Source organism: Microbulbifer aggregans (genome assembly GCF_001750105.1).
Classification (GTDB): Bacteria; Pseudomonadota; Gammaproteobacteria; order Pseudomonadales; family Cellvibrionaceae; genus Microbulbifer; species Microbulbifer aggregans.
On the sequence record NZ_CP014143.1, the window covers coordinates 2,470,173 to 2,495,893 of the forward strand.

The following is a 25,721-nucleotide window of genomic DNA, read 5'->3' on the forward strand; positions in this document are numbered from 1 at the left end:
CCCTCATGTCCTGTACTCAGATAAAGCCACAATGAATTACGCGGATCTCACCATTCTGGCGCTTTTTGTATTCGTCTACTGTGCGATCAGTGGGCGAGCGGATCGTACACCGATCAATGGTGCGCTGGTCTATACCCTGTTTGGCCTGGCCGTGGGGTCTTATGGGCTGGGATTATTCAGCGCTGAGGTCGACTCTGGTGGACTGCGTACGATCGCGGAGCTGACTCTGGCCCTCGTATTGTTTTCCGATGCGGCCAAGGCTGATCTGAGTGTTTTAAAGCAGACCATCGCTGTACCCCGTCGTCTGCTATTGATCGGGTTACCCATGACCATTGTTCTGGGAGTGCTCGTCGGGGTAATACTGTTTCCTTCACTTTCTTTTTTCGAGGTGGCGGTGCTGGCGACAATGCTGGCGCCGACCGATGCCGCACTCGGAAAAGCTGTCGTCTCCAATTCGGCCGTACCCGCCTATATCCGCCAGGGGCTGAACGCTGAAAGTGGCCTTAATGACGGAATTTGTGTGCCAATCCTGTTTGTTTTTCTCGCGCTGGCGACTGGCGAGGCCTCCGCGCAGGAGTCCGGCGGTCTGGCTCTAAAGTTGGTACTGGAAGAATTGGGTATTGGTTTGGTCGTCGGCTTGGGGCTGACTGTAATCCTGACGTACCTGCTGCGGGCCGCCATGCATCTCGGCTGGATTCTTAAAGACTGGCGCCAGATTCCGGTGGTTGCGATGGCGCTCGGTTGTTTTGGCGCGGCTCAGTGGCTCGGCGGTAGTGGTTTTATCGCTGCGTTCAGTGGGGGACTCCTGTTTGGTTGGCTTATTCCCACAGGCAAGCAGCGGTTGCTGGCTGAGGCGGAAAGTGCTGGCGATGTGCTGGCGTTGATCACCTGGGTTGTATTCGGTGCTGCTGTGATTGGCCCTTATCTCAATGCGATCAGCTGGCAGGTCGTGCTGTATGCCGTGTTGAGCCTGACCGTTGTGCGTATGCTGCCGGTTTTCCTGTGCCTGCATGGGACCATTGCCAGCAAACCGGAAAAGCTGTTTATGGGCTGGTTCGGCCCGCGTGGTCTGGCGAGTATTGTATTTGGTGTGATCGTTCTGGGAGAGAAACTGCCGGGCGGTGACACAATTTCACTGACGGTTGGCATCACAATACTGCTCAGCGTGATCGCGCACGGCCTGACGGCCAACCCTCTGGCGAGTCGTTTGGGGAGCAGGGAGCACCTTGACCCTGGTGGTTAGACTGTACTGCATGCGTGTCTCCGCAGTGACGTTCACCACGCTCCGCGACGGCAGTGTGGTGCAGGAGGAGAACAGGCAACTGCTGGCTTCCTTTCAAGCCGTCAGCGCCGTCATCATGTTCGGCTGCACCACGGCAGTGGTTATGACAGTGGGGCAGGGTGGTTACGTCTGGAGCGGCTCTGGAGAGCAATAGCGCAACAGGTTGAGACCGTCCACATCGAGCGTGCAGTAATCCTTCCTGCTCGGCATTTTCCCGCTCATCAAAGGCAGTTATCGCTGCTCATTTATTGCGCTTCCGGGTAATGCTGCTGACGTGTCGGTCTGTCTTGACCAGTGTGTGAGCGCGGATGCAAAATACTGGTCATGTATACAGTAGTACCCGTCCCCCTGTTACCCGTTACCGTCTCGGCCGGATTTCCGTCGCCGGCGGCGGCGTATGCGGCCAAACCGCTGGTATTGGATGACTGGCTCTGGCCCGGTCGCGCCAGTTGTCAGCTGGTCTGTGGGGAGGACGGGAGCCGCTGTTACCTGGTGCTGGACCAGTCATTGCGGCCGGTAGCGGGCGACTGGCTCTGGGGTGGGGATGGGCAGCCCCTGTTGCAATGGCCCGGGGTACCGGACAGCCGCATAGCAGACAGTGCGGAAGCCATCGTTGTTGCCGCTTCCATCCAGCTGTTCCGACGGCGCCCGGATCCCGGTCATCAGCCGCCCTCAATCCATGACTGGTTGGTGCGTCGTCCCCATGCCACTTATTTAGTGAGGGCTGACGGTCGTTCGATGATTGACCATGGAATAGAGCACGGCAGCCTGCTGGTGGTGGATCGCAGCAGCGAGCTACACGATGGCGATATCGTCATTGCTGGCTGCACCGACGGCTTCCTGGTCAAGCAGTACCGGACCAGGCCGCCACGACTGGTGGCAGGGAACGCGGCGTACCCGGATATCGTGCTCGAGCGTGCGCCCCAATACGATCTCGATGGGGTTGTGATTGCCAGCCTGACCAGGTATCGAGGGTAGCGTGAAGCGTTGGGACCTTCAGCCCACCCAGATTGCCCTGGTGGATGTGAACAATTTCTATGTGTCTTCCGAGCGGGCCTTTGACCCCGCGATTCGGCGCAAGCCCGTGGCGGTGTACTCCAACAATGATGGCTGTGTGATTGCGCGTTGCGCGGAAGTCAAAGCCATGGGCGTGAAGATGGGCGTGCCGGTGTTCGAGGTGCGTCAGTTATTCAAAGCGCGAGGGGTAGTGACCCGCAGCAGTAACTACGAGCTGTACCACGATATGTCGACACGCTTTACGGCGTCACTGGAACAGTTCTGCCCGGAGGTGGAGCAGTACAGTATCGACGAGAGCTTCCTGCACTTTCACGGGTTCGGTGAACAGCTGTCGGAGCATTGCCAGCGCCTGATTGCCGCGGTGCGCCAGTGGACCTCGATGCCGTGCTGTGCCGGCATTGCACCCACGCGCACGCTGGCCAAGGCCGCCAATCATTTCGCCAAGACGCTGGGAGTGCCCGGCGGCGTGTTGCAGATCGGTAGTGAATACCATCGCCAGCAGTTGCTCCAGCAGATGCCGGCCGGTGAAGTCTGGGGCGTCGGCCGCCGACTGGCCAAGCGGTTGGCCATGCTCGATATCCACACCGCCTGGGACCTGGCGACGGCGCACGTGCCGACTATTCGCAAGGCCTTTGGTGTGACCCTGGAGCGTACCGTGCGGGAACTACAGGGCGTTTCCTGCATTGAACTTGCGCCGCTGGATCAGGCCAAGCATGAAATCGTCTCGGGCCGTATGTTTGGCCGGCTGCTCACACAGTTTGAGGATGTAATGGCGGCGGTGGCCAACCACGTACAATTGGCTGCTGAGAAGCTTGCCGCACAAGACGGCGTCACCGGCCGTCTCACCACCACCGTGCAGGCCAGGGAGTCCGGTGGAGGTTGGCGTCATCTATCCGCCCATGCGGAGTTCCGGCCAGCCACGAAAGACACACAAGCGCTGACCGCTGCGGCACGGCGCGCTCTCAATGAAGTCTTTGTGGCGGGGCGGGAATACAGGCGCGCCTCTGTCTGTTTCTCGGCCCTGGAGCGGGCGCAGGAGCAACAGGACGATCTGTTTGGAATTACCAACGATGGCAAAGATCGCCTGACGGATTGCCTGGCGGATATCAATCGGCGTTTCGGGCGGGGTGGGGCGGTGCTGGCCAGTGCCAGGCTGTCGGACGAGTGGCAAATGAAACGGGAACATCTGTCACCGGCTTATACTACTGACTTTCGGCAGCTGCCAGTGGCGCGGACCGAATAACGGGCTGTGCTAGCAGGTGCGCTCAGGGCGCCGATGCGGGCTTTGACAGGCGCTAGCAGGTGAATTCCACCCCGGCAAAGACCGGGTTCAGGTTTGAATCCGCGAGCAGGGGAAAAGTCGCAATCCAGGTGTATTCCTGGGGTGATGGTGTGCTTTTCTCTGTCGTGCGATGACGATGGTTCCGGTAGGGATCATCCATGCATTCAAGCACAGACGATCCCATCAAGGCTGGCAGATGCTAGTCTCTTGTCGGTGCGACGGTGTGGATGCTGTTAAAGCTTAACGTCTTTATTTCTCCCGTAATGACATCCGCGAGGTCCTCGCTCTGTTTGGCGCGCACCGGACTGTTTTGCCATTCCTTATAAGCGGCTTCATCCACCCAGGTACACATGACGCAGAAGAGATCGGGGTCTTCTGCCGACAGCATTGTTTCGCCATGCAGGAATCCCGGTATCGTCTCTGCCGCTTCCTCAACGCAACGGCGCTTGATATGAGCCTGCGCCGCGGCTTCGCCGTTACCGTCCTGGGGTTTAATCATCAACATTGTCCAAAAACTCATTTCGCCTTGCCTCTTTCAACTCGGTCCGGACTGATTTTCGTGATAACAGCCTAGTCGGCGGGAGACCTAGGTATTGTTGTCGGCACAGCACGCGTCGAGCTTTTCTTCCAGCGTGGCCTGATCAAGAGCACCGGCAGGCCCGATAAGAACCAGGCTGGAGTGGGGGCGTTCATCATTCCATGGTTCTGCCTCGGTATAGCTCCAGCGCTGACCAACCCGCTGGTAGATCGTCCGGTGCGAGGGCGCTTCCGTCAGGTTCAGTACACCCTTGGCACGCAGCACTGACGTGGGCAGCGCGTCGAAAAACGCCTGTAGTCTTTCTCTGTTGAGTGGGGCATTGATCGTGAAGCTCAGGCTTTCGAAATCGTGGACATGATCGGTAGATTGAGTGGTTGCGGCCTTGGGATCACGCGTTGTCTCAATGCCAAGCACGATATTGGTCTGCACATCGCCCCTCACGGCTTCGATCACGCGCTTGCCCGGGTAGTGGGCGGTGAGCCAGTGATGCGCAGAGCTTCGCTGTAAATCATCCGCCAGATCGACCTTGCTGAGCACGATGAGGTCGGCTGCGGAGATCTGATTGCGGAACAGCCTGCCTGTCAGCGGACTCGCGGCGAGGTCCTGCAGTGTCTCCGCATCCACAACCACGAGGCTGCCATCCAGTCGAATGGCAGGATTGGAAAGGGCGACTTGTACAATCCCGTTGGGATCTGCGATACCACTGGCTTCGAGCACAATGGCATCCGGTGGATCGTCGCGCTCTGCGATTTCGATCAGACTATTGGTCAGGTCCGCGGACACCGCGCAGCAGGCGCAACCGTTGGTCAGTTGGATCATGTCCGCCGTTTGTGACGCCACCAGCGCGGCATCGATATTGATACGACCGAAGTCGTTGACCAGTACTGCCAGTCTGCGGCCGTGCGGCGACCTCAGTAAGTGGTTCAACAGGGTGGTCTTGCCCGAGCCCAGGAAGCCACCGATGATGGTTAATGGCAGTGAACCTTCAGCGGCGCGAAGCTTGCGCCCACGCAGTTGGTACGCCGCGAAAAGCAGACCCATGATGCCCCGGTGCGCCTCATTAAACCGGTCCTCGACGTCTCTGTCATCTTCAGATACAGACTTTTCGGATTGCTCATCCTGCTGTGTCTTGTTCGTCATCATGATGCCCGTGTTGTGCCAATATTATCGCCACGCTACGTACCCCAGACCTCGCGGCAAGAGCTTGCATCGTCCGGCTGGAGTGAATTTCGCAGAACATCAAAGCCTAGTTTCCGGCCTCAGACAGTGAGCGCAGGCAGGCAGAGTCATGTCTGTCGCCCAAACACTCGGCGATGTGCCTTCAGCGATCATGAACAACCTACTCTATATCTTTGTAGCGGCTGTTCCCGATGCCGCCTGCCTGCAAGATGTAAGACGATTTATAGCGGTTGTGACGAAAGTTGGGCCCTGCCACAAGATGAGAAAGCTCGGAGTGACTCTCGACCGGGAAGAAGACTTCGTTAAGCCGGCAATGGCGGAAGAGATTAAGTCTGGGCCGGGCCATGAAATGGATCCGTAAACAGAATGGCTACCCAATATAGGAAGCAATGTATTCATCTTGACTGAAAGGAGAAAACTATGTGTTCGAGGATACAATGGAATTCGAAAGGACAGCCCGTTCTCGTTGGGCGGAATATGGATTGGACGGACTGGCAGACGAAGATGGGAACGAAACTTCGAACCATGCCCGCGGGCGTGGAGCGCGAGGGGCTAGTCGATGAGAATCCTCTCAAATGGACTTCCAAGTATGGCAGCGTGATCACAACGGTATGGGACTGCGCGACCGCCGATGGTCTCAACGAGGCAGGACTGGCGGCGAATCTTCTCTATCTGGCCGAGGCCAACTACGGTGAACGGGATTCTTCCCTTCCAGGCGTCTCGATTGCCCTCTGGGTGCAATATTTCCTCGACACCTGCGCGACAGTCGCTGAGGCGGTGGAAGCCGCCAAGGCGTGCCAAGTGGTACCGTTCCAGCTCGTGCATATGGGAGAAAACGTGAATGCGCCGCTTCACCTATCGCTCTCGGATGCCAGTGGCGATTCCGCCATCATCGAGATCCTGGACGGTAAACCGCATATTCACCACGGGCCGGAGTTTACGGTGCTGACTAATTCGCCGGTCTATGATGAGCAACTGGTTCTGCTGAAACAGTACGATGGCCTGGGTGGCACGAAACCGATTCCCGGCACGATGTCGGCCGAAGACCGCTTCGCTCGCAGCGCCTACTACCTGACGAGGTTGCCGGAACAGCCCGCGTCCTATCAGGTCGCTGTTGCCGGGGTACTGAGCGTTATCCGGAATGCGGCCACGCCATTCGGGGGCAGTGACCCCGCACAACCAAATAACGCGACCACCATCTGGCGCACAATCTGCGACTGTACCAATAAGCGCTATTACTTTGAGTTTTGCCACATGCCCAACGTGGTTTGGGTCGATCTCGATGATCTCAAGCTCAGTGCCGGCGCCTCTGAGCAACTGTTTGACCTTGATGCGGATAATGACGCTGCTGGGGATGTTTCAGGGAAATTCAAGCCCGCAGAACCCTTGGTATTTCAGAAGGCCAACACGCCTGTCACCTGGACGCCCGCTGCATAATCATGGCGACAAGCTGCGAGCAGGATGTCTAGCTCGTTGTACCACTGATCGATTGCCGGCGCCGCATATGGGGTCGGCAGTCTTCCCGCCAAATAGGACTCTCTCGGACAGCCACACCGGTTGTTGGATGGTTTCAGATGTTTGGGTGGCCGCGTCGTGCTGTTGTCTCCAATACTTCTACTAAAACCCGAATCATCGCGCTAACACGGCAGCCGATCACAAGCCCGGAACCGGCCTTCCAGGTAGCGCGACGGGTCCGATCCTTATCTGCCACCAAACAGCGGCTTCTGGATCAAGGATGGAATCACCGGCGTGATGTTAAGCCGGAATTGTGCCCGTTTCCCAAAGTCATCCTGGGATACCACCGAGTACTCGACACCTCCCAGAATTTTGACCGGATGTCCGAAGATTGGAAACGTCTTCCCGACCAATATACCGACGGGCACGTTCCACTTGTTGGCGGGAGGCGCCTTATCGTTGTATGTGATTGTCGGTGCCGCAGTGATCTCCCACCCGTCTCCCAGCCGATAGGAGAACTGGTACAGCATGCTCCCCTTGCTTGTGTCGGGCCTGTCGCCCTGGCCATTGTCCGAGACGTGCCAGAAGTAGTTGGGAAAGATCAATGCGGTGATTTTCTCGTTGGCGTACCCCAGGGCCATGGCAATCCCGGCGGACGTCTGGTTGGAACCGAGATCGTCCGAAGTGGCCGTTGGGAATTCGAACACCGGCCCGCCAGCGAGGATCCACTTCCCGCCCGGCGGATTGAAGCTGTCGGTGGGCGGGGCGAGCAGGAGGGGAAGCTGGATGTCCCCAATGGCCGCCTCCTTGTCGAAGTCGTTAAATCCGATGGGAACGGGCTGCCGGAACAGCAGCGGGATGATCGGCCGGGTGATCAGCCTCCACTCGTTGTCGCCCTCGCCGTATAGCGGTATGGGCAGGACCGGTTGTGCCGTTGCACTTAGTCCGACTTTGGGATTACCTAGGTTGATGTCGCCATCGTAGAACGTTGGCAGGCCCCAGGCCACAGTCAGGGCCCAGATATCCGATGTCGGATTGGACAGCTTCTTGCCCACGGTGGCCATGCTGCCGTGCTCCGGATGCTCATGTTCGGCGGCGCTCTGCGGCGCCTCTGCGGCCGGTGGTGGAGAATGGGAGTCGGCACCAGACTGCGCCAACGTCATTAGTCGAGAACTGAGATTGGCACCAGACTGCGCGAGTGTCGGCGGTGGAGAATCGGGATCGACGACAAACTGCTCCAACGTCGGTGGTGGAGAATTGGGATCGGCGCCAGACTGCGCCAGTGCCGGTGACGACAGGCACAGGGCTGTCAGTGGAATGAGCAAACCCAGAGCTGGGATCACGCGGCGCTTGCTGAGTTGTTTATGACGCATGGATGTCCTTCCTTTGACCGGTTCTTCGTCGAGCAGGCTGTTGCGTTCGTCCCCCTTCGGTGTGGCGAAATGCCTGGCTCCCTTCTTTCGACCTGGTTGATGTTGCGGCCGGCAATCGCCGGTTGTCTGTTTGCTGTGTATGCGGTTCTTGAGCACATTGGCTTTTCCTTCTCATAGAACCGTCATCAGCACCAGCGCCACAACGATGAAAATAAGGTTACTGACCGCCGATGGCAGCGCGTAGGCGACCGCGGGCGCGCTGCTCCTGGCATCCTTGCAAAATTCATCGGGGGCGGCACCGGTCATGGCGCCATAGGTGGCCCCGGAGTTGTAGGCAACATTCAGCCTCAGGACGAAGTGGCCGAACAAGAAGGTGGCAATCGTGCAGAAGGTGGTAACGATGGCGCCGGCGAGAATCAGCTTCGGACCCTGGGTCTGCAGAAGCTCGATCAGAGTGCCGCCGGCACCGATCGCCACGCAGGCGATGAAGAGGCCGAGGCTCAGGGACATCAGCGCATCGCCGGCAGGTGCGGCCACCGAGCCCCAGCGCGGACTGCGCGAGCGCAGCCAACCGAGTATCACGCCACCGAGCATTGCCCCCATGGCGGCGCCGCCCAGCACCGCCAGCTTGACGCCGGCGATGGTCACGGTGATTGTGCCCAGCGCGCCGAACAGGGCCAGGAAGATGCCCAGGTTGATCAGGTCGGTCTTGAGCTGATCCTCGACCACGTAGCCCACCTGTTCGGCAAAGGCATCCAGTTGCCGCTGGGGGCCGCTGGCGAAGAGGACATCGCCGGCGACGATCGGGGTATCCCCGCGCACCGGCAGCTCATTACCAGTGCGGGCCATGCGCTCGACGGTCACGCCGCGCCCATGCTCGCGGACGAACTCGCCAAGGGTTTTACCGACAATTTTCCGGTTCGTCACCACCAGTTCCGACGAGGCGAGCTTGACGCTCAATACCTTGGGGTCGGTGACCTCCTCGCCTAGCACCTTGGTGCCGAATACGAGAATGCCAGGCGTTGCCCACGCGGCCACCACATCACCGGACTTGAGTTTGAGGTCGGGGCTTGGCTCAAGCAGTTTACCGTCGCGCAGCACTTTCTCGATCAGGGTCGGTATGCCATGTTCGGCTTCGTGTTTGGCCGCGCCGGCCTCCAGGTCGGCGATGGTCTTGCCGATATAGTCGGGGGCGGTCACCTTCCATGCCCGGATGCTGGCGCTCACCATCTCCGCGTTAGCGCCGGCGTCGCTCTCCAGTTTGGCGGCTTCCTCGGCGATGTCCTTGCCGACAAGCCTGGGACAGATCTTGACCAGCAGGATCAGTCCGAAGGTGCCGAACAGGTAAGTGAGAGCGTAAGCGCCAGCCATCAGGTCACTGGCAGCTTCGAGGGACATACCATCTGGGAGCTTGTATGCGCCCCCCGCGATCATGTCCTGGCCGGCGGCCAGCACGGCTGAGGTAGTCATCGCACCGGCGGAAAGACCGCCCACGACGATACCGTTGAGATCGAAGGCCTTGGCAACCAAAAACACGCTTACCGCCATGGCAACACCGGCGAAAAGTGACATCGCGAGGTACTTGAACGCCGCCCGCGTCGAGAGGAGGTGGACCAGACTCGGCCCCACAGAGATACCGATCACGAACAGGAAGAGTGTAAAGGCCACCCCCTTGACGGTCGGCGATACGGTTAAGTGCAACAACCCGAAGGCGAGACCGACGATAAGGATGCCAGTGGTCGGTCCCAGTGCCAGCGAGCCGATCTTCAGTTTCCCGACCAGGGATCCCAGACCGATCACCAGGAACAGGACCAGAACGATGTTCGCCTGCAGGTATGCAACAATCGTGTCCATGTTCGTTACTGCCTGAATTCCCGTGTTGCGTCGAATGTCACTTCGAATTCGATGTGACACCAATCCGTGTTGACCGACGGCGGAAGAGATTTATGCGGTTCAGTCTGGCTCAAATTCGCTTCCTTTCCCTGAACCAGATCCATCGCCGACCGATGATGCTCCCGACCAGCATCCCCATGGCGATGGCAAGCAGGGTGGCTGCCGCCGTCTGGAAATCGTTAACCCCGGTGATGCTCTCCCCGCTGAGCCATGTTTCAAACTGGCGCAGGCCGCGGGAGCCGGGTGAGAGCATGAAGACCAGCGGAATCACCATGACAAAGGCCGGAATCTGGTATGGCTTCCGCGATAGCCAGAGGGCCAGAATGGTACCGGCGGTCATAGCCAGAAAAATGCCTGCGGTCTCGCCGTAGGCCATGGTGGCGAGCTGAAGCACCGCGGTCGTGGCCAACATGGTCAGCAGTCCCTGCGGGAAGTGTCGCCAGCGCATCTGGAAGGCAAGCAGGATGCCGAGCAGCATCAGCGCATGACCCGGATAGGCAGCCCACCAGGGAAAGGCGTCGTGGGGGCCGGTCGGCAGGAGTTCTTTGATTGTGGTACCGGTGAACATGGCCGCGAGAAACGCGCCGGTGACCATCAGCACGAGTGTCATAATGGAGTAACCCAAGCGAGCTATGCCGGCGGACCATTTGCCCTCAGCCAGCTCGAATGCCTGGGTACTGATCGAGTCACCCGGCAGGAAGACAAATGTGGAAGCGATCAGCAGGAGGCCGGGCGCGGCCGTGGTCCAGCCGAATTTGAAAGCGAGCATCACGATGATGCCACTGACGAGTGTGGCCGTGAGCTGGCCGATCTTGCTGAATGTGGGAATACGATCGGCGGCGAGGAAAACCAGTCCGGTGGCCATGGCCGTGATCCCAGCCCACAGCAGCCCCTCCCAGGTCCCGACGATATCCACGGCGAAAGCCACAGAGATAAGGATAACGCCCAGCCAGACGAGAAACGGCGAGTAGGGCGGTTCCTTTTTCTGAATACCTTTCAGTGATTCCCGCGCTTGATGCACGGAGAGTTTCCCGGCGTAGATGTCTTCCAGTAAGTTCCTTATGTCCTGGGTCTTTGCCAGTGGTGGGAACCCCGGGATTCCGCATTTGACAAACGTGATTGGCGCGTCCGGGTCTAGCTTGATCATCGCGGATTGCGCATCCATATTCACGGTGGTGTCGGGGTAGCCATAGCAGCGGCCTACCCGTTCAACCATTTGCTCGTAGCCAGCCACACCCTCCCAGCTCCATGTCAGTAATTGCTGACTCAGTTCACGGAGCAACGCCTGTAACTGCGCTTCGTCTGCGATTCTTTCGTTGCCATCCACTGCGCTTTTCCCAGTTAAATAGGTTTTGCCTGGAAAGGCTTGCCCCCGAGTACGGTACCCCAGATCCTGATCTTTTCGATCTTGACGGGGTCCACTTCGAACGGGTCCTCTTCAAGAATGGTGAAATCGGCAAACTTCCCCTGTTCCAGACTGCCGATCTTGTTTTCCAGGCCGAGGATATACGCGGCATCAATGGTTATGGCCCGCAGTGCGCGCTCCACGCCGATGGCCTCGTCTGGGGCGATCACCGTCTTGCCGTCTTCGGCGATCCGGGTCACCGCACCGGCGACCGCTGACAGGGGCAGCATCGGCACCACTACTTGTGGGTAATCGGAGTGGAAAGCGAAGGTCACACCCTCCCGTTCGAGGCTGCTCAGTCGCGCTACAGTTTCCGCACGATCCGGACCATACGCGTGGGTGCGGTGGAGCAGGCTGCGGTAATGAATGAAGTAGACATTCACGCTGGCGACCCCGCCCAGAGCCTTTAGCCGCCGCGCCTGCATCGGATTACTCATGGAGTAGTGCTCAACAGAGAAACGGTGATCGAAGCGCGGATGCTCTTTCTGCAGTTCAGCGAGCGCATCGAGGGTGATATCGATGGCCATATCGCCATTGGCGTGCGTGTGAATCTGGTATCCCGCCTTCCAGAACGGCTTCATCGCTTCCAGCATGTTGGCATCGCCGTGCTGCCCCTGGCTGCCGTCCAGGTACCCGGGGAAATTCACCAGCGACCCCAGTAGTGGATAGGACCCGTCACTCCAGAACTTGATCGCATCGATGAAGAGTCGGTCTGTCTGCAGCTTCTGCGTATCTTTGACCACGTCGACCGCCTTGTCACCGTGCTTGGCGAGCAGACTCAAGCCAATCGGCGTCAAGCGGATGCGTAACGGGAAATCGGCGGCGCTGGTGGCATCCTGATGGTCTTTGAGTTCCGCATTCCAGTCGAGGGCGCCGAAAGCGAGGTCTGCCACCGTGGTGACACCGGCGCGATTGGCGACCCCGGCAAGGAAATAGAGGCCTTTGAGTCCACCGGCTTCGGCGAGCTGACCCAGAACCGGTGTCATCGCCATGGTTACAGCTTGCGGCTCAGCCAGCACACCGTTCAAACTTCCATCGTCATACTTCTGGATGTGCGGATCCTTGCTGTCTGTCGGAACCTTTGATAGTGCCAGGGCCGGAGTGTTGAGGTAAATGAAGTGTGGTGCCCAGGCCAGGATGTAGACCGGTCTTGTCGTGCTCACCTTGTCGAGTATTTTGCGGTCGAGGGGAGCGCCCTGCTTTGCTGCATCATACCCCCAGGCAAAGATCGGTTTTTTCGGGTCTTTCTCCTTTGCATCCAATTCCTTGAGATAGTCCACGATAGCGTCAACGGTTTCGAGCGGCTGGTTCATCCCAGTCGGGCTGGGCCATGCCAGGGGGCCAACGAAGGGCAGCGCCATAAAACCCGCCGACATCCAGCAGTGTGAATGGGGCTCGATGAAGCCGGGCATGATGACCTTGTCTTTAAATCTGTCGTCCACGGTGACGTCGTAATGCGCGAGCCATGGCTGCATGGATTCCATCGTGCCGGTGGAGAGCACCTTGCCGTCTAACACGGCGACAGCGTCCACCACCGGACGGCCTGGGTCCATGGTCCGTACTGTGCGGGCAGTGAACACGGTCACTTTCTTTTTGGGCATTTGGGACCTGTACTTCGTGTCGATAGTTGTCCTGAAGAATTTAACAAGACTAGCAGCGTAACTATTTTCACCACAGCGATAAGAAATCAGTTGTCGTCAGGCTTATCGGGGAATTGCGGGATTTTTAACGTGAGGGCATCGATGATGCCAGCGTGTTCAACTTGGTACGTTGAATGATGTTCGACTATGTGCGGTGTAGTGCTTCCGTATCGGACCTCTTAGCGGATCCTGTTTACGGCTGTGTTGGTTTGGTCAGCATCCAGTTTGGCACACGCAGGTCCCAGTAAATGGCGGCAGAGCGCAGGCAGAAAATAAGCATGATGGAAAAAAAGCCATTTTCTATCGCGGATTCTGATGAGAAATTCATCAAGGTGTAGTAGGTGATGCAGCCTACGGTGACGGGTATGGCATACAACTCGTTGCGCATCAACAGCGTAGGGCTGTTGGAAAGTACATCTCTTATCAGGCCGCCACCGATAGCAGTAATGATCCCCAGTAACACCGGACCGAGTGGCAAGCCGAAGTCGTACTGCATGACCTTATGTGTGGCCTGAATCGCAAACAGGGATACACCCAGTGCATCCAGATAGAGCATGCTGCGATAGATTTCCCGCCGCGTCATCATGCGGTTGGCAATGAATGTCACGAGGCTGGCGACAATTGCGACCCAGATATAATTGAGGTCCAGAGACCAAAAGACCGGAACATCCAAGATAACATCACGAATGGTGCCGCCACCGATTGCGGTAATGATCCCCATTACTATGGCACCGAAGAAATCGATACCCTTAGGTGCTACAGCAGCCACGGCGGTTGCGGCAAACGCAACCGTTCCTGCCATTCCAAGAAAATACTGGAGGTCACTAACATTCAATGGCGGGGTTCCCGAGCAAATAGTAGCAGTACAAGACTAAATGAAAATTCGCCTCACTGAATCTGCAATGTGGCTGAAATCATCCCGGCTAGTGAGGCTGCTAGTACAGCTCTCTGTCACGTGAATGGCTCAATATCTATTTGATCGTCAATTTTCCCGTCCCGACTTCACATGAATTTTGGAGGGTTTGCATTCAGTGCTTGTTCCAGGCCGTGCGTCAGCGTCGGTTGATGTAACAAACGACCAACCGCTACCGCGCCGAGAACGGCGACAGTCATTGGTAATGATAGGGAAAACGCTCCGGTTGTTTCGATGACGAGCAGAATGCCAGTAAAAGGGGCGTTGGCAACGGTTGCCAGGGCGACTGCCATGCCAGTCAAAGCGAACACCGTTGGAGAGATGTCTGTCATGGGTATCCACTCGTTCGCCACGCTTCCAAACATGGCACCAAATGCCGCACCAAGTAGCAGTACAGGCGTAAAGTAGCCGCCGGGAACGCTGGCGGCGAGGGACAGGGGGCCAAGAAGAAATCGGATGAGGAACACGATCACAAGCGCCCGAAGATCCAATCCGCCATCAAGGATCGACTGTGTCATCTGCTCGCCGGTGCCAACCAGCGCCGGCGCATGCCAGGCCAATATCCCAAAGAGACCGCCGATCAGTGCTGCCCGAAGCACTGGGCGAGGCATGGCGCTTATGAGCCCCCGGCTGGTAACCATAATGAGCTGAAGGTGCAGCTTGGCAAAGAACGCCATCAGGCAGCCGAGGAGCAGGCACAGTAATAATTGTGGTGGCTTCACCCCGCTAATCTCCCCTACCGGGAAATTTATCGCATTCCCAGAGATCAAGCGTGCAACGGCGACGGAGATACCGCCCATACCGAGCGCAATCACGGAGCGCTTGAAATCGACGCGTTTGAGCACCGCTTCCACAGTGTAAGCGGCGCAACCGAGGGGGGAATTGAACATGGTGGCAACGCCTGCACCGCCGGCCGCGGCCGTGAAAATGTCGCGGTCGGATGCTTTCAGCCTGAGGATACGGCACACCGTGCGCCCAACGATGGCCCCCATCTGAATGGCGGGGCGTTCGGGGCCAAGGGCGAATCCCGCACCCACCGCAAGGCTCGTGCCGGCAAAATTTGCCGAAAGACCTCCAAGTTGGGAGGCGGGCGTTGCGGTCTCTTTACCGGGCCTGTCCAGTGAAGTCTGGGGAGCATCGGGTGCAAGACGGTAGGCGAGATATGCTGCCACTGCAGCACCCGTGAGGCAGACAAGGACTGCAGCCAGCCATGGGGGAAGGGAGGAGGTGCCGGCGAGATTAATTGCGGCTATGCGGGCTGAGTCAGCGAATTTAAGCGCGGACAGGAATAGAGCGCCCAAAGTACCGATCAGCGTCCCACACAGGATGATGGCCAGAGTTTGTCGCAATATTCACAATCCTTAGTTAGCCGGATTGGCACCTTGCAGGCCTTCCATGCCGTTTCTGATGGATGTTCCGGGCCGGAGGCGCGAGCCGTGATCTGGACCTGCACCAATTTCGAGAGAAAGAGTAATGCTGCGTGACCCGTAATGCCAGACTATTGCCATCGGGGTATTGCTCGATTTGACAGTTAGTGAACGGGAAGCAATCAGCGTGTCGATAGAGCAGCGTTGGTAAAATCCAATTGCTTATGAGAATAACCTGCTTGAGCTCCAGACCTGAGGTCCCGCTGATCCTTTGAATTTCTGAAGCGGGTATCAGTCATGAAAGGCGATGCTGCCAGGGAGAGTGGCTTTCGCGGCGAAGCAGGTTTTGAGCAGTGACCTGTTAGCGCTTGCGTAAACATCACATGGGCTTTTCTCATGTCTCCATTTCCATGTGCGCCGGGGTTGTCAGCTGCAAATTTCGCCGCTGCTACAATCATGGCAGGAAAAAATGACAACGCTCAGGACTGGTGAGGCGATCCATTGGCTATGCCGCAGCTGGCGCTAACCCGTACCACCAAGGAATCCCTCAAGATTGCTCTGGCAATGGTGGTTACTTATGCCATCGTGCTCAGTGCCAACTGGGGGGAAACCATGTGGGCGGGACTCGCTGTCACCATGGTGAGCCAGCCCAGCATGGGACTGTCCCTGAACAAGGGGGCATTGCGGCTGTGTGGAACGGTGCTGGCACTGATCGTATCCCTGACATTGATGAGTCTGTTTCCGCAACAGCGGTGGATGTTTATGGTCGCCCTTTCCCTGTGGGTTGGCCTGTCAATGTACATGATGCTTGGTTCCCGCCGGCCTTACTTCTGGGATATTTGCGGCTTTGTCACTGTGATTGTCTGTGTGCACGCGGCACTGGCTAACACCGATCCCTTCTATATCGCCATGCTGAGGGCGCAGGATACGACGCTGGGGGTCCTCGTCTACAGCATCATAGCGATGCTGATCTGGCCCCTCCGCAGCAGTAGCCGGTTCAGCCAGGCGTGCGCGGCGTTGCACGATAGCCAGACAAAGCTGCTGCAGCAGTGTCGCCTGGCCTTACAAGATCCTGATGCCGCAAAAGATATCCAAAAAATCAGGGATGAGATGATCCGAGCCCAGTCCGGGTTAGGTGAGCTGCTACAGGCTTCCGAGTCTGATAGTTACGATATATGGGAGAGCCGTCAGCGGTGGCGCCAGTATCTCTCCGACGCGGAAAAGGTTACTCAGATTCTGGCGCAACTATCGGACAGCCTGGATAGAGTGTCCCAATTGCCATTGAAACAGCTGTTGCCGAACCTCGCGGAATACATCGACAAGCTCGAGAGCCGGTTGGCGCAGTTGAACAATATGCTGGAAAACCAGCAGAAAAACCCGGTAGTAGAAGTGGGTAAGCTGGATGTGGCAGAGCAGCAGGCAAAGCGACTGCCGATGCTCGATGCGGGATCGCTGACACTGCTGCGGCGCAAACTGGCAGACCTGGAAGAGCGGTCCCGCACCATGTTTTATTCGTTGCAGGGGGCATTGGGCGGTGCGACCGGCCAAAACACTGGCGCCGCGGTCGTTACGGCTCCTCAGCAAACCCTGTTGCCCGATCCCGATCGTGTGGCAGCGACCCTGCGCATCATGCTGACGTTGTGGGTCGCTTATCTGGCGTATCTATATGTTGATGGAATTCCCGGCGGACCTGTCTTCGTAATATTGACCATCGCCCTGGGAATGAATCTGGCCAGGGCACCCCAGGTGCCACCATTGAAGCTGATCATTCCAATGCTGATCAGCATCACATTGGTCGGCTTTGTTTATATCTTTATTATGCCGAAGCTCGCGGGATTTACTGAACTCGGCATACTAATATTTTTGTTCACATTTTTTATTTGTCAGGTTTTTTCGGCGCCAGAAAAAGAGGCGGGGCGGGTGGTTACCCTGGCCGTCTTTGTAGGTATGACAAGTATCAGCAATAGCCAGGGTTACAGTTTTCTGGTCGTGGCGAATATGGCGCTGCTATTTCCTATGGCGCTGCTTTTGCTGGGGATTACCGCTTATTTTCCTCGCTCACTGAGACCGCAAACAGTGGTTCAGCGATTGCTGCAGCAATTCTGCAGCAGCGCTGTCTGTCTGCTAAGACTGACATTGCGTGGCGGCAAGGATCCAGCGCATTCCTCGCGTGTGCGGGGTTTCATAGACCAGTGGAGGCTGCGTTATCACTACCACCTGCTGTCAACAATTCCGGCCAAAATTGCCACCTGGTCGCCCAAGGTCGATGCGCATTTCTTGCCAGGCAAGTCCGCCGATGACCTGCAGTCACTGGTTTCTGCGCTGATGCCGCTTGGTTACGAGATTTGTAGCATGGTTGATGAATGGCAATCCAGCGCAACCGTCGGTGCAGAGGTTAGGGGCGACACGGCTCAGCGCTTATGGCGTCAGAGAGTGGCAGCGGAAGCTGCGCGGCTTTCCAGTGTGATCTCGTCAGTTGGCGATTATGTGTCGGGTAACGATGGAGAGAGCGCCGTCGTAGGGGAGGGATCAGCCGTAGGGGAATCCGAAGCCCTATCGAGTGCGGTTGAGATGGAAGGCCCGGACTCAGCTGAGATAGAGCGCCTGCTGAACCTTGTTGGCATGGCACGGGAGGCGACTGAATCTTCCCAGTCCCTGGAGAATACGGTGCGCCGTATCGATTGGACGCGCTGGAAAAGCGAGATCTTTCTATGAGGGGTTGCCGATAAGTATGATGAGAATTCCCCACGAGTTTTCCATTGCCGGTATCTACCTGCCGCCCTTACTGGTCGCATCGATTCTGGGCTTGATTGCTGCAGTTACGACTGCCTGGTTGCTGGATCGTTATCGGCTTTCACGGTTCTTTATCCATCCGCCATTGGTTCTCTGCGGCCTGAGTGTCATCTACACCATCCTGATCGGTTCGATCTTCATAGGGATTTGAGCCATGAAGATCAACCGAAAATATCTTTTTTCCGGACTGGTAGTAGCTCTAGCGGCACTGCTAGTGCTATTGAAATACTGGGATCATTTGAGAAACCCCTGGACCCGCGATGGACAGGTGCGTGCTCAGGTGATCTTGGTTACACCGAATGTTTCGGGTCAGGTTGTTGATTTATCGGTACGCGATAACCAGTTTGTGCAGAAAGGCGACCAGCTGTTGCAGGTAGACCCGCGACCTTTTGAGGCCAGTCTTGCCCGTGCACGAGCCAGCTATGATGAAACGGGCGACGGATACCTGGCGCGGGAGCGCCAGGTGGAGGCTGCGGCTGCGCAGCTCGAAATTGCCCAGTCCGCGGTGCGGGAGGCGGAGAGCGGGATCAAGGAAGTTGATGCAGTGATCAAAAAGAACCGCGCAGAACTACAGCGGCAGAAAGAGCTGTTGCCACAGCGGGCCACGTCGAAGAGATCGGTCGAATTCGCCCAGGCGCTATATGACGTGTCGCTGGAACAACGCAAGATCGCTGAGGCCCGTTTGATTCAGGCCCACTCGCAAGTCCAGGCAGCCGAAGCCGAACTTAAGCAGACCCAGGCGATCTTGGGGGAACTTGGGCAGGGGAATGCCAGTATTCGTGCAGCGCGAGCTGCAGTGCGCGAGGCAGAGCTGAACCTGGGCTATACCCGCTTGCATGCACCGGTTGATGGCTATGTGACAAACCTGAATATGCGCGAGGGAAGTCACGCAGTGGCACACCACCCGGTGTTGGCATTGGTCGACGTCAATAGTTATTGGATCGATGGCTATTTCAAGGAGACCCTGGTTGCGCGCATCGAACCTGGTGATCGGGCGGTGGTTACCCTGATGGCGTATCCGGATACGCCGCTGGAGGGATATGTAGAAAGTATTGGCTGGGGAATCTCTCAGAGAGATGGCAGCACCGGCAATGACTTGCTGCCTAATGTAAGTCCTACTTTTGAGTGGATTCGCCTGGCGCAGCGGGTGCCCGTGCGCATTAAGCTGGACCAGGTCCCCGAGGGCATTGACTTGCGGGTGGGGACGACTTGTTCGGTATTGGTCAAGAGCGGTACTGCCGCTGAAGAAGAAAATGTGTCGTTGTCCGTCAGCCAATGAGCGCGGCTATGTCGCCCGAGTGCAGCGCCTCGCCACTCTGGTGCTATTGGTGCCCCTGGTACTTGCAGGATGCATGCTGGGCCCCGACTATCAGCCACCAGCTGTGCCGATGGAGGATAACTGGATTCGCCGTGACAGTGCGAGGATCGACACTGCTCAGGGCGTCAACCCGGTCTGGTGGGAGGACGTGTTTGCCGACCCGCTTCTCGATGAACTGGTAGCACTGGCACTGGCAGAAAACCTGACGTTGCGTTCCGCGGCATTGCGTATGCTGCAGGCGCAGCAGCTATTGGCGATTGCCTGTGGCAATCAGTATCCGCAACTGCAACAGCTGACAGGGTTAGCCTCGAGAAACAAAGAGGCCAATATCATCTTCGATGAATACAGCGTGGGGTTTAATCTGACGTGGGAACTGGATATGTGGGGCAGTTTGCGACGTCAGGTGGAGACAGCCTCCGCGGAACTCGAGGCTAGTGTCGCCGAGTACGATGGTGTTCTCGTTTCTACCGTGGCACAAGTGGCCCAGACTTACATTCTTATCCGGACCACGCAGGCGCGCCTCGAGGTAGCGCGTCAGAATATTGCATTACAGGAGCAAAGTTTACGCATTGCCCGGGCAAAATTCGACGCGGGTGAAGTCAGTGCGCTGGATGTCGATCAGGCGGAGACGCTGCTGTATAACACCATGGCGACGGTGCCGGATCTGGAAACGGCCCTGCAACAGCTGAAGAATACGCTGGCCGTATTACTGGGTTTGCCGCCCCAGCAGCTGGAGCAGAGATTTGGTACCTATGGAAAGATCCCCCAGGCTCCGCCGACCATCGCTGTGGGCATGCCCCAGGATCTGCTACGCCAACGCCCGGATATTCGCGCTACCGAGTGGCAACTGGTCGCACAGGGTGCCCAGATCGGTGTGGCGCAGGCAGAGCTGTATCCAGCTTTTTCCATCGGCGGCTCGATCGGTTCCCTGGCATTGGAGGCAGGTGATCTGTTTGAGGGGGAGAGCGAGACCTGGAACCTGTTCGGTGCTTTCCAGTGGAATCTGTTTAATTACGGCCGGTTGCGCAGCAATGTTCGCTTGCAGGACGCCCGTTTTCAGCAGTTGCTAGAGGACTACCGCCAAATAGTGTTGCAGGCCCAGGCCGATGCTGAGAATGCCATTGTTGCCTACCTGAATTCCCATGACCAACTGGCCCACTATCGACAAGCCGCGGCGGCCTCGACGCGCGCTGTAGATGTTTCCACGGCCCAGTACACCAATGGCCTTGTCGACTTCAATACCGTGATCAGTACCCTGAGGGCTGATGCTCTGCAGCAGGACCTGTTGACCGCAACGCAGGGACTGGTGGCGGTGAACCTGGTGCAGGTTTACTTATCGCTGGGCGGCGGCTGGCAGATACGAGAAGGAACCTCTTTGGAAAACCTCTTGCCGTATGAAACTAAAGAGCAGATGCGGGAGCGGACAAAATACTGGCGAAAGATTTTTCAAGAATGACGAAAGTCTGAGACGCGGAAATGCTCGTCAAAGTCCTGCTACTTGCATCGGTATTATTGGTAGTGAATACGGTGATTCACGCGATGGCTATGACTTTGGCCATCCGCTGGAGCCGCCATATCGCCGGTTTGCATCCTTCGCACCCATTCTTCCCGACAGGAAGGCCGATGGTGGTTTCCGCAGTCGTGCTGCTGATGTTCTTTGCCTCCGTTGCCGAAGTGATGGTGTGGGCAGTGGTTTACAAATGGCTCGGCGCATTCAGTGAGGGGGAGCCGGCGATCTATTTCTCGATGGTGACCTATACCACGCTGGGTTACGGCGATATCGTATTGGGGGAAAATCTGCGCCTGTTATCCTCGTTCCAGGCAGCCATCGGTATCATTATGTTCGGCTGGACCACCGCAGTCGTCTTGGCGGTTGTGCAGCGCCTTTACCAGAATCGCAGTGACTGATCGCCCTTCATAGCTAAGAAGTAGCGAATTACATTTTTATTCCCCGTGCATTCACCAAGTTAGTGAGTCTTGTGCTCGCTTGTGAATGCTTACCGGCATGATAGGTGAAGACTGGGGAATAGAGGAGAACCGTTGTCGATTGGCAAGCCCTAGAGTGGATATCAGGATGTTGAGTCTGTGAAAAAAGGCGCCTTGATACTGTATAAATATACAGTTTTTGTTGGATGCACTCTTGTTCTCTCATCCGCGTTAGAGAGTTAATTTTCCTTGGAGAAGATCCGTTTCTACCTGGCGCAAATTTCGATCAGATCCACGTGGAACAAGAGTTTTGAAGTGCCAAGTTCCACGGTTCTGAATGCCGAGTGATTCAGTTATCAAATAATAGGCATATATTATCGATCGGTGTGATCTAATAGTTTCTGTTGGTCTTCCTGGTCTGGCGCTCAGTTAACTTGCGGCAAAAAATTCCTTTATTCCTACCAGTCCGAACTGAAATCCCATTGCCAGTACGATCAACCCCATAAACCGAGTATTCAAGTCGTGCATCAAGCCACTACGTTGTTTGCCGTCAGCCATCCCCGTCAAAAGCAGCGCGATCCCCGTAACGCTGACGGCAATGACGATGCCGACCAGTGCCGTGGTGGGTAAGGCGGTTCCGGTGTGAGTAGCCGCCAGGGTGATGACCCCGGTGATGGTGCCGGGGCTGGCGGCGAAAAGAACAAGGGGGGCGAGTGAATGGCCAGAGTCCGGCCCTGCTTCCCTGGATGGAGTGGTTGTACCGCCTGTTCCCCGCAGCATGGCAAAGCCCATCCACACCAGTACGACACCACCGGCCACACGGAAAACCTGCAGGGAAATCCCGAAAACATCCAGCAGGCGAACACCGACCAGGGCGGCGATACCCAGCACGACGAGAATAGCGATCAGAGCCTGTATGGCATCTGTGAAACGCTCTTTGCGGGAACGGCTGTGCTCGATTTCATTGAAGATCATCGCGCTAACCAACGGGTTGATCAGCGAGAGAAGGGTGATGGTCGCCTGTAGGTATTTCATGTCGGGGGTTCCGGCCTGACCTCTTGTTTGCGCAGACAGTGGTTCGGGCTCAATTTCGCGGTCATTACGGAAAACTTGTATTGCTGCAGCGCTGCGCTTCCTCGGTAACGACGAGTCATCCGTTCGTTTCCACCAGTTTCAGAGAGCATAGCTTTGCGGGGCTCTCCTTTACTCTGGCAACTTGGTCTGGGAAGCGACTGTGAGCACTCAAGTCAACGTCTTGCCTGTGAAACTGATCGGAGGATAGGAGAATAAAGGGTGGTTGGAGAGGGATTACACTCAGGGGAGCTGCCGGATGGTAGAGCAGCACGGTGTGAAAGTGTCGATGGTAACTAGAGAGTCTTGGGGTCAGCCCGACACGCGGTGAGGGGTGGCGCAGTAGCACGATTGGCGGCAAAATCCACAAATATTGTGATCGAATATTTTTGGATAATTTATGCCGTGGTTGTTGTTTCTCTGGTTGTTTCCTCTCCTTGCACTGGCCCACGGCGGTGGCCTTGATGCCAGCGGATGTCACAGCGATAGGGCGCGGGGCGACTATCACTGCCACCGGCAGGAGAGCACGAACGACAGGGCGTCTAATGGGGCCGCGCCTGCAGCGCAAACCGGCGGGCGCACAATAACCAGCTTCCGGCAGGCCAAACAGGTTTTGCGCGAATCGGTCTATGTTACTCCGGAATTCCAGGTTGGTTTTTATTCAAACTGTCGATTCGTTGCCCAGGGGAAAAAACTGGTCCCTGAGTGGGCCAGTTGTGGCTACCGGCCGCGCAAGAATGCCAACCGGGCGAGCCGCATTGAGTGGGAGCACGTGGTGCCGGCCTGGGCAATCGGTCACCAGAGACAATGCTGGCAGAGAGGAGGGCGGCGCAATTGCACACGCAACGATCCGCTTTTTGCCATGGCCGAGGCCGACCTGCACAACCTGGTGCCGGCGATTGGTGAGCTGAACGGGGATCGCAGCAATTACCGTTTTATGGAGTTCGGCAGTGGCGGTGGCTATCCCTCGGGGCAGTACGGGGCAGTGGAGTTCCGGGTGGACTTCAAGCAGCGCGCGGTGGAGCCGCCCCGGCACCGGCGTGGTGATATCGCGCGCACCTATTTCTATATGGCTGAGACCTACGAGCTAGCAATCTCCAGGGCGCAGCTGAAACTGTTTGAAGTCTGGCACCGCGGTGACCCGGTCGATCCCGCAGAGTGTGAGCGGGATCGCCGGATCGCTGCGGTGCAGGGCAATCACAACCCGTATGTAATTTCCGCCTGCCGTTGAGAGAGCAGGCGGAGATATCGGTCAGGCCGTAATTTCGCGGTGTCAGCTATTGGCTTAACCGTTTCAGCAGGGCTTCCGCTGTGGCATCGGAGGAAGCCGGGTTCTGGCCGGTGATCAGCAGGCCGTCCTCCACAACATGGCTCTGCCAGTCGTCCGCCTTGGAGTATTTGCCTCCGTTTTCCTTCAGCATGTCCTCGACCAGGAAGGGCACCACATCAGTCAGTTCCACGGCGGCTTCCTCGGAGTTACTGAATCCGGTCACCTGTTTGCCGGCGACGAGAGATTTGCCGTCGGCACCCTTGGTGTGACGGAAAACCCCAGGTGCGTGACAGACCGCGGCAACCGGCTTGCCCGCCTGGTAGAACGCCTCGATCAGGGATCTGGAGTCTTCGCTCTCGGCGAGATCCCAAAGAGGACCGTGGCCACCGGGGTAGAAAACGGTATCGAAATTCCCGGCACTGACCTCGCTCAGGCGTACAGTGTTAGCCAGCGCCTTTTGTGCTGCCTCGTCCTTTTTGAAGCGCTCGGTAGCGGCGGTCTGGAAGTCGGGTTCGTCACTCTTGGGGTCGAGGGGCGGCTGGCCACCCTTGGGGGAGGCCAGGGTGATTTCGGCCCCCGCGTCTTTGAACACGTAATAGGGGGAGGCGAATTCCTCGAGCCAGAAGCCGGTTTTATTGCCGGTATCGCCTAGTTGATCATGAGATGTAAGGACCATCAGGACTTTCATACAACCTCCGGTGGTACGGTTTGAATGTGGGTGCAGAGACATCGGTTCAGCGCAGCACCCGGAACTGGATCCGGGTCAGTTGCCATGGATGGTAGTGTCGCTGGAGAGATTCATGAAGTTGAAAGTTTAGATTGGAGTTATCAATCTGGAGAATATCCAGAGGGGCACGGTGACTCGCATCGCACGGCAAAATCGACTTTCTCCGCCGGGCGCAAAGTGCTACTAATATGCCCATAGAGCACATCGAAAAAGACAATAAGAGAACGCATCAATATGAAACTGTTCCGCTCCCTGAGTATTGTACTGATGGCTTCCCTGGTGTGGGCCGAGACCGCGATGGCAGAGGAAAGTCCCATTGCCATCGCCATTCACGGCGGAGCCGGCACCATCGAACGAAGCAAGATGACCGATGACCAGGAGCGCGCCTACCGGGAGAAGCTCACGGAGGCTGTCAATGCTGGCTATCAGGTGCTGGAAAAGGGCGGTGACAGTCTGGATGCAGTGACCACGGCGATTCGTATCCTCGAAGATTCCCCTCTGTTCAATGCCGGTATCGGCGCTGTATATACCTACGAGGGGCGCCACGAGCTGGATGCCTCGATCATGGAAGGGAAGAGCCGCCGTGCAGGCGCTGTGGCGGGGGTCACCAGTGTACGCAACCCGATCGACCTGGCACGGATGGTAATGGAAGATTCCCCGCACGTGATGCTGGCGGGGCCGGGTGCGGAGACGTTTGCACAGTCCCGCGGCGTGGAGAGGGTGGACAACAGCCTCTTCGATACCGAGCGCCGTCGCAAGCAGCTGGATGAGGCCAAGAAGAAGATTCAGAGCGAAGAGCGTCGGCACGGCAATGAGCAGGCCGCGGTCGAGGCGCTACCCGTTGCATTCCGCATGGGCACTGTCGGTGCGGTGGCTCTGGATAAGAACGGTAACCTGGCGGCCGGCACGTCCACTGGTGGCATGACCGCGAAGCGCTACGGCCGCATCGGGGATTCCCCGGTCATTGGCGCAGGCACGTTCGCCGATAATGCGTCCTGCGCGGTCTCCGCCACAGGCCATGGCGAATACTTCATTCGCTTTAATGTGGCTGCGGATATCTGCGCGCGGGTGCGGTACCAGGACAAGTCTGTCGGCGAGGCGGCGGATGCCGTCATCAATGATGTGCTGCGCCCCGTTGGGGGCACTGGCGGCGTTATCGTATTGGATGCGGCCGGAAACATCGCTCTCACGTTCAATACGCCCGGTATGTATAGGGCGAGCCGCTCCAGCGACAGTCCGCTATATATAGGTATTTTCGACAAAGAATGAGGG

The 25,721-nt window shown here is 57.4% G+C and carries 23 protein-coding genes; 13 read left to right on the forward strand and 10 right to left on the reverse strand.

Annotated elements, in window-relative coordinates; translation table 11 throughout:
- The first annotated feature begins 31 nt into the window (after window positions 1-31).
- The 4 genes from AUP74_RS10700 (at window position 32) to AUP74_RS10715 (ending at window position 3,542) form a co-directional block, all read left to right on the forward strand.
- On the forward strand, window positions 32-1,243 hold the full coding sequence (locus AUP74_RS10700) for a cation:proton antiporter (protein WP_069947561.1): 1,212 nt from the start codon (window positions 32-34) through the stop codon (window positions 1,241-1,243).
- 10 nt (window positions 1,244-1,253) lie between these two features.
- A complete protein-coding gene (locus AUP74_RS10705) occupies window positions 1,254-1,436 on the forward strand; it encodes a hypothetical protein (protein ID WP_069947562.1) in 183 nt (60 codons plus the stop codon).
- Window positions 1,437-1,606: 170 nt separating this feature from the next.
- Window positions 1,607-2,260 carry a LexA family protein gene (locus tag AUP74_RS10710; RefSeq protein ID WP_069947563.1) on the forward strand — a complete coding sequence of 218 codons (654 nt, stop codon included), beginning with the start codon at window positions 1,607-1,609 and terminating at the stop codon, window positions 2,258-2,260.
- Window position 2,261: 1 nt separating this feature from the next.
- Window positions 2,262-3,542 carry a Y-family DNA polymerase gene (locus tag AUP74_RS10715; protein WP_083260928.1) on the forward strand — a complete coding sequence of 427 codons (1,281 nt, stop codon included), beginning with the start codon at window positions 2,262-2,264 and terminating at the stop codon, window positions 3,540-3,542.
- 238 nt (window positions 3,543-3,780) lie between these two features.
- On the opposite strand, the gene AUP74_RS10720 is transcribed toward AUP74_RS10715, so the two are convergent.
- Both AUP74_RS10720 and AUP74_RS10725 read right to left on the reverse strand, forming a co-directional pair.
- The gene (locus AUP74_RS10720; protein ID WP_158514564.1) at window positions 3,781-4,080 is read right to left on the reverse strand and encodes an antibiotic biosynthesis monooxygenase family protein; all 300 of its coding nucleotides are present in this window, start codon (window positions 4,078-4,080) and stop codon (window positions 3,781-3,783) included.
- 87 nt (window positions 4,081-4,167) lie between these two features.
- Window positions 4,168-5,262 carry a CobW family GTP-binding protein gene (locus tag AUP74_RS10725; RefSeq protein WP_083260929.1) on the reverse strand — a complete coding sequence of 365 codons (1,095 nt, stop codon included), beginning with the start codon at window positions 5,260-5,262 and terminating at the stop codon, window positions 4,168-4,170.
- A gap of 145 nt (window positions 5,263-5,407) precedes the next feature.
- Between AUP74_RS10725 and AUP74_RS10730 the strand changes: the two genes are divergently transcribed.
- Together AUP74_RS10730 and AUP74_RS10735 are read left to right on the forward strand one after the other, a co-directional pair.
- Window positions 5,408-5,659 carry a hypothetical protein gene (locus AUP74_RS10730; protein WP_069947565.1) on the forward strand — a complete coding sequence of 84 codons (252 nt, stop codon included), beginning with the start codon at window positions 5,408-5,410 and terminating at the stop codon, window positions 5,657-5,659.
- Between the two features lie 59 nt (window positions 5,660-5,718).
- Window positions 5,719-6,735 (forward strand): linear amide C-N hydrolase, encoded by a 1,017-nt coding sequence (locus AUP74_RS10735; RefSeq protein WP_083260930.1) that lies wholly within the window; start codon window positions 5,719-5,721, stop codon window positions 6,733-6,735.
- Window positions 6,736-6,998: 263 nt separating this feature from the next.
- Here AUP74_RS10735 and AUP74_RS10740 read toward each other — a convergent pair whose 3' ends face one another.
- The 6 genes from AUP74_RS10740 to AUP74_RS10765 all read right to left on the reverse strand — a co-directional run bounded on the left by AUP74_RS10740 (window position 6,999) and on the right by AUP74_RS10765 (window position 15,326).
- On the reverse strand, window positions 6,999-8,282 hold the full coding sequence (locus AUP74_RS10740; RefSeq protein WP_145924379.1) for a hypothetical protein: 1,284 nt from the start codon (window positions 8,280-8,282) through the stop codon (window positions 6,999-7,001).
- A 15-nt stretch (window positions 8,283-8,297) separates the two neighbouring features.
- Window positions 8,298-9,980: an aspartate:alanine exchanger family transporter gene (locus tag AUP74_RS10745; RefSeq protein WP_069947568.1), complete on the reverse strand. Its 1,683-nt coding sequence runs from the start codon at window positions 9,978-9,980 to the stop codon at window positions 8,298-8,300.
- Window positions 9,981-10,089: 109 nt separating this feature from the next.
- The gene (locus tag AUP74_RS10750; RefSeq protein ID WP_069947569.1) at window positions 10,090-11,346 is read right to left on the reverse strand and encodes a threonine/serine exporter family protein; all 1,257 of its coding nucleotides are present in this window, start codon (window positions 11,344-11,346) and stop codon (window positions 10,090-10,092) included.
- A 14-nt stretch (window positions 11,347-11,360) separates the two neighbouring features.
- Complete coding sequence (locus AUP74_RS10755; RefSeq protein ID WP_069947570.1) at window positions 11,361-13,025, reverse strand: amidohydrolase; 1,665 nt, start codon at window positions 13,023-13,025, stop codon at window positions 11,361-11,363.
- A gap of 232 nt (window positions 13,026-13,257) precedes the next feature.
- The gene (locus AUP74_RS10760; protein WP_226999763.1) at window positions 13,258-13,899 is read right to left on the reverse strand and encodes a trimeric intracellular cation channel family protein; all 642 of its coding nucleotides are present in this window, start codon (window positions 13,897-13,899) and stop codon (window positions 13,258-13,260) included.
- A gap of 167 nt (window positions 13,900-14,066) precedes the next feature.
- Window positions 14,067-15,326, reverse strand: a complete 1,260-nt coding sequence (locus tag AUP74_RS10765) for a chloride channel protein (RefSeq protein WP_069947572.1) — start codon at window positions 15,324-15,326, stop codon at window positions 14,067-14,069.
- 525 nt (window positions 15,327-15,851) lie between these two features.
- Between AUP74_RS10765 and AUP74_RS10770 the strand changes: the two genes are divergently transcribed.
- The 5 genes from AUP74_RS10770 to AUP74_RS10790 are packed head-to-tail and all read left to right on the forward strand — an operon-like array spanning window position 15,852 to window position 21,363.
- A complete protein-coding gene (locus AUP74_RS10770) occupies window positions 15,852-18,059 on the forward strand; it encodes an FUSC family protein (protein ID WP_069947573.1) in 2,208 nt (735 codons plus the stop codon).
- A gap of 16 nt (window positions 18,060-18,075) precedes the next feature.
- Window positions 18,076-18,288 (forward strand): DUF1656 domain-containing protein, encoded by a 213-nt coding sequence (locus tag AUP74_RS10775; RefSeq protein WP_083260932.1) that lies wholly within the window; start codon window positions 18,076-18,078, stop codon window positions 18,286-18,288.
- 3 nt (window positions 18,289-18,291) lie between these two features.
- Window positions 18,292-19,416, forward strand: a complete 1,125-nt coding sequence (locus tag AUP74_RS10780) for an HlyD family secretion protein (protein WP_069947574.1) — start codon at window positions 18,292-18,294, stop codon at window positions 19,414-19,416.
- On the forward strand, window positions 19,391-20,911 hold the full coding sequence (locus AUP74_RS10785; RefSeq protein WP_083260933.1) for an efflux transporter outer membrane subunit: 1,521 nt from the start codon (window positions 19,391-19,393) through the stop codon (window positions 20,909-20,911). The genes AUP74_RS10780 and AUP74_RS10785 overlap by 26 nt, the downstream gene beginning before the upstream one ends.
- A 20-nt stretch (window positions 20,912-20,931) precedes the next feature.
- A complete protein-coding gene (locus tag AUP74_RS10790) occupies window positions 20,932-21,363 on the forward strand; it encodes a potassium channel family protein (RefSeq protein WP_069947575.1) in 432 nt (143 codons plus the stop codon).
- A 447-nt stretch (window positions 21,364-21,810) separates the two neighbouring features.
- On the opposite strand, the gene AUP74_RS10795 is transcribed toward AUP74_RS10790, so the two are convergent.
- A complete protein-coding gene (locus AUP74_RS10795) occupies window positions 21,811-22,416 on the reverse strand; it encodes a MarC family protein (protein ID WP_069947576.1) in 606 nt (201 codons plus the stop codon).
- A gap of 436 nt (window positions 22,417-22,852) precedes the next feature.
- Between AUP74_RS10795 and AUP74_RS10800 the strand changes: the two genes are divergently transcribed.
- The gene (locus tag AUP74_RS10800) at window positions 22,853-23,683 is read left to right on the forward strand and encodes an endonuclease (RefSeq protein WP_083260934.1); all 831 of its coding nucleotides are present in this window, start codon (window positions 22,853-22,855) and stop codon (window positions 23,681-23,683) included.
- Window positions 23,684-23,729: 46 nt separating this feature from the next.
- On the opposite strand, the gene AUP74_RS10805 is transcribed toward AUP74_RS10800, so the two are convergent.
- Window positions 23,730-24,410: a type 1 glutamine amidotransferase domain-containing protein gene (locus AUP74_RS10805; protein WP_069947577.1), complete on the reverse strand. Its 681-nt coding sequence runs from the start codon at window positions 24,408-24,410 to the stop codon at window positions 23,730-23,732.
- A 273-nt stretch (window positions 24,411-24,683) separates the two neighbouring features.
- Here AUP74_RS10805 and AUP74_RS10810 point away from each other — a divergent pair, with 273 nt between their 5' ends.
- Window positions 24,684-25,718, forward strand: a complete 1,035-nt coding sequence (locus AUP74_RS10810; protein ID WP_069947578.1) for an isoaspartyl peptidase/L-asparaginase family protein — start codon at window positions 24,684-24,686, stop codon at window positions 25,716-25,718.
- Window positions 25,719-25,721: the final 3 nt, after the last annotated feature.

What these genes read in the sequence shown, in the direction of transcription:
- AUP74_RS10755 (WP_069947570.1), bottom strand. Translation starts at nt 13,025, where the DNA reads ATGCCCAAAAAGAAAGTGACCGTGTTCACTGCCCGCACAGTACGGACC.
- AUP74_RS10700 (WP_069947561.1), top strand. Translation starts at nt 32, where the DNA reads ATGAATTACGCGGATCTCACCATTCTGGCGCTTTTTGTATTCGTCTAC.
- AUP74_RS10785 (WP_083260933.1), top strand. Translation starts at nt 19,391, where the DNA reads ATGTGTCGTTGTCCGTCAGCCAATGAGCGCGGCTATGTCGCCCGAGTG.
- AUP74_RS10720 (WP_158514564.1), bottom strand. Translation starts at nt 4,080, where the DNA reads ATGATTAAACCCCAGGACGGTAACGGCGAAGCCGCGGCGCAGGCTCAT.
- AUP74_RS10795 (WP_069947576.1), bottom strand. Translation starts at nt 22,416, where the DNA reads ATGAAATACCTACAGGCGACCATCACCCTTCTCTCGCTGATCAACCCG.
- AUP74_RS10790 (WP_069947575.1), top strand. Translation starts at nt 20,932, where the DNA reads ATGCTCGTCAAAGTCCTGCTACTTGCATCGGTATTATTGGTAGTGAAT.
- AUP74_RS10810 (WP_069947578.1), top strand. Translation starts at nt 24,684, where the DNA reads ATGAAACTGTTCCGCTCCCTGAGTATTGTACTGATGGCTTCCCTGGTG.
- AUP74_RS10710 (WP_069947563.1), top strand. Translation starts at nt 1,607, where the DNA reads ATGTATACAGTAGTACCCGTCCCCCTGTTACCCGTTACCGTCTCGGCC.
- AUP74_RS10775 (WP_083260932.1), top strand. Translation starts at nt 18,076, where the DNA reads ATGATGAGAATTCCCCACGAGTTTTCCATTGCCGGTATCTACCTGCCG.
- AUP74_RS10800 (WP_083260934.1), top strand. Translation starts at nt 22,853, where the DNA reads ATGCCGTGGTTGTTGTTTCTCTGGTTGTTTCCTCTCCTTGCACTGGCC.
- AUP74_RS10735 (WP_083260930.1), top strand. Translation starts at nt 5,719, where the DNA reads ATGTGTTCGAGGATACAATGGAATTCGAAAGGACAGCCCGTTCTCGTT.
- AUP74_RS10805 (WP_069947577.1), bottom strand. Translation starts at nt 24,410, where the DNA reads ATGAAAGTCCTGATGGTCCTTACATCTCATGATCAACTAGGCGATACC.
- AUP74_RS10725 (WP_083260929.1), bottom strand. Translation starts at nt 5,262, where the DNA reads ATGATGACGAACAAGACACAGCAGGATGAGCAATCCGAAAAGTCTGTA.
- AUP74_RS10705 (WP_069947562.1), top strand. Translation starts at nt 1,254, where the DNA reads ATGCGTGTCTCCGCAGTGACGTTCACCACGCTCCGCGACGGCAGTGTG.
- AUP74_RS10770 (WP_069947573.1), top strand. Translation starts at nt 15,852, where the DNA reads ATGCCGCAGCTGGCGCTAACCCGTACCACCAAGGAATCCCTCAAGATT.
- AUP74_RS10745 (WP_069947568.1), bottom strand. Translation starts at nt 9,980, where the DNA reads ATGGACACGATTGTTGCATACCTGCAGGCGAACATCGTTCTGGTCCTG.
- AUP74_RS10780 (WP_069947574.1), top strand. Translation starts at nt 18,292, where the DNA reads ATGAAGATCAACCGAAAATATCTTTTTTCCGGACTGGTAGTAGCTCTA.
- AUP74_RS10730 (WP_069947565.1), top strand. Translation starts at nt 5,408, where the DNA reads ATGTCTGTCGCCCAAACACTCGGCGATGTGCCTTCAGCGATCATGAAC.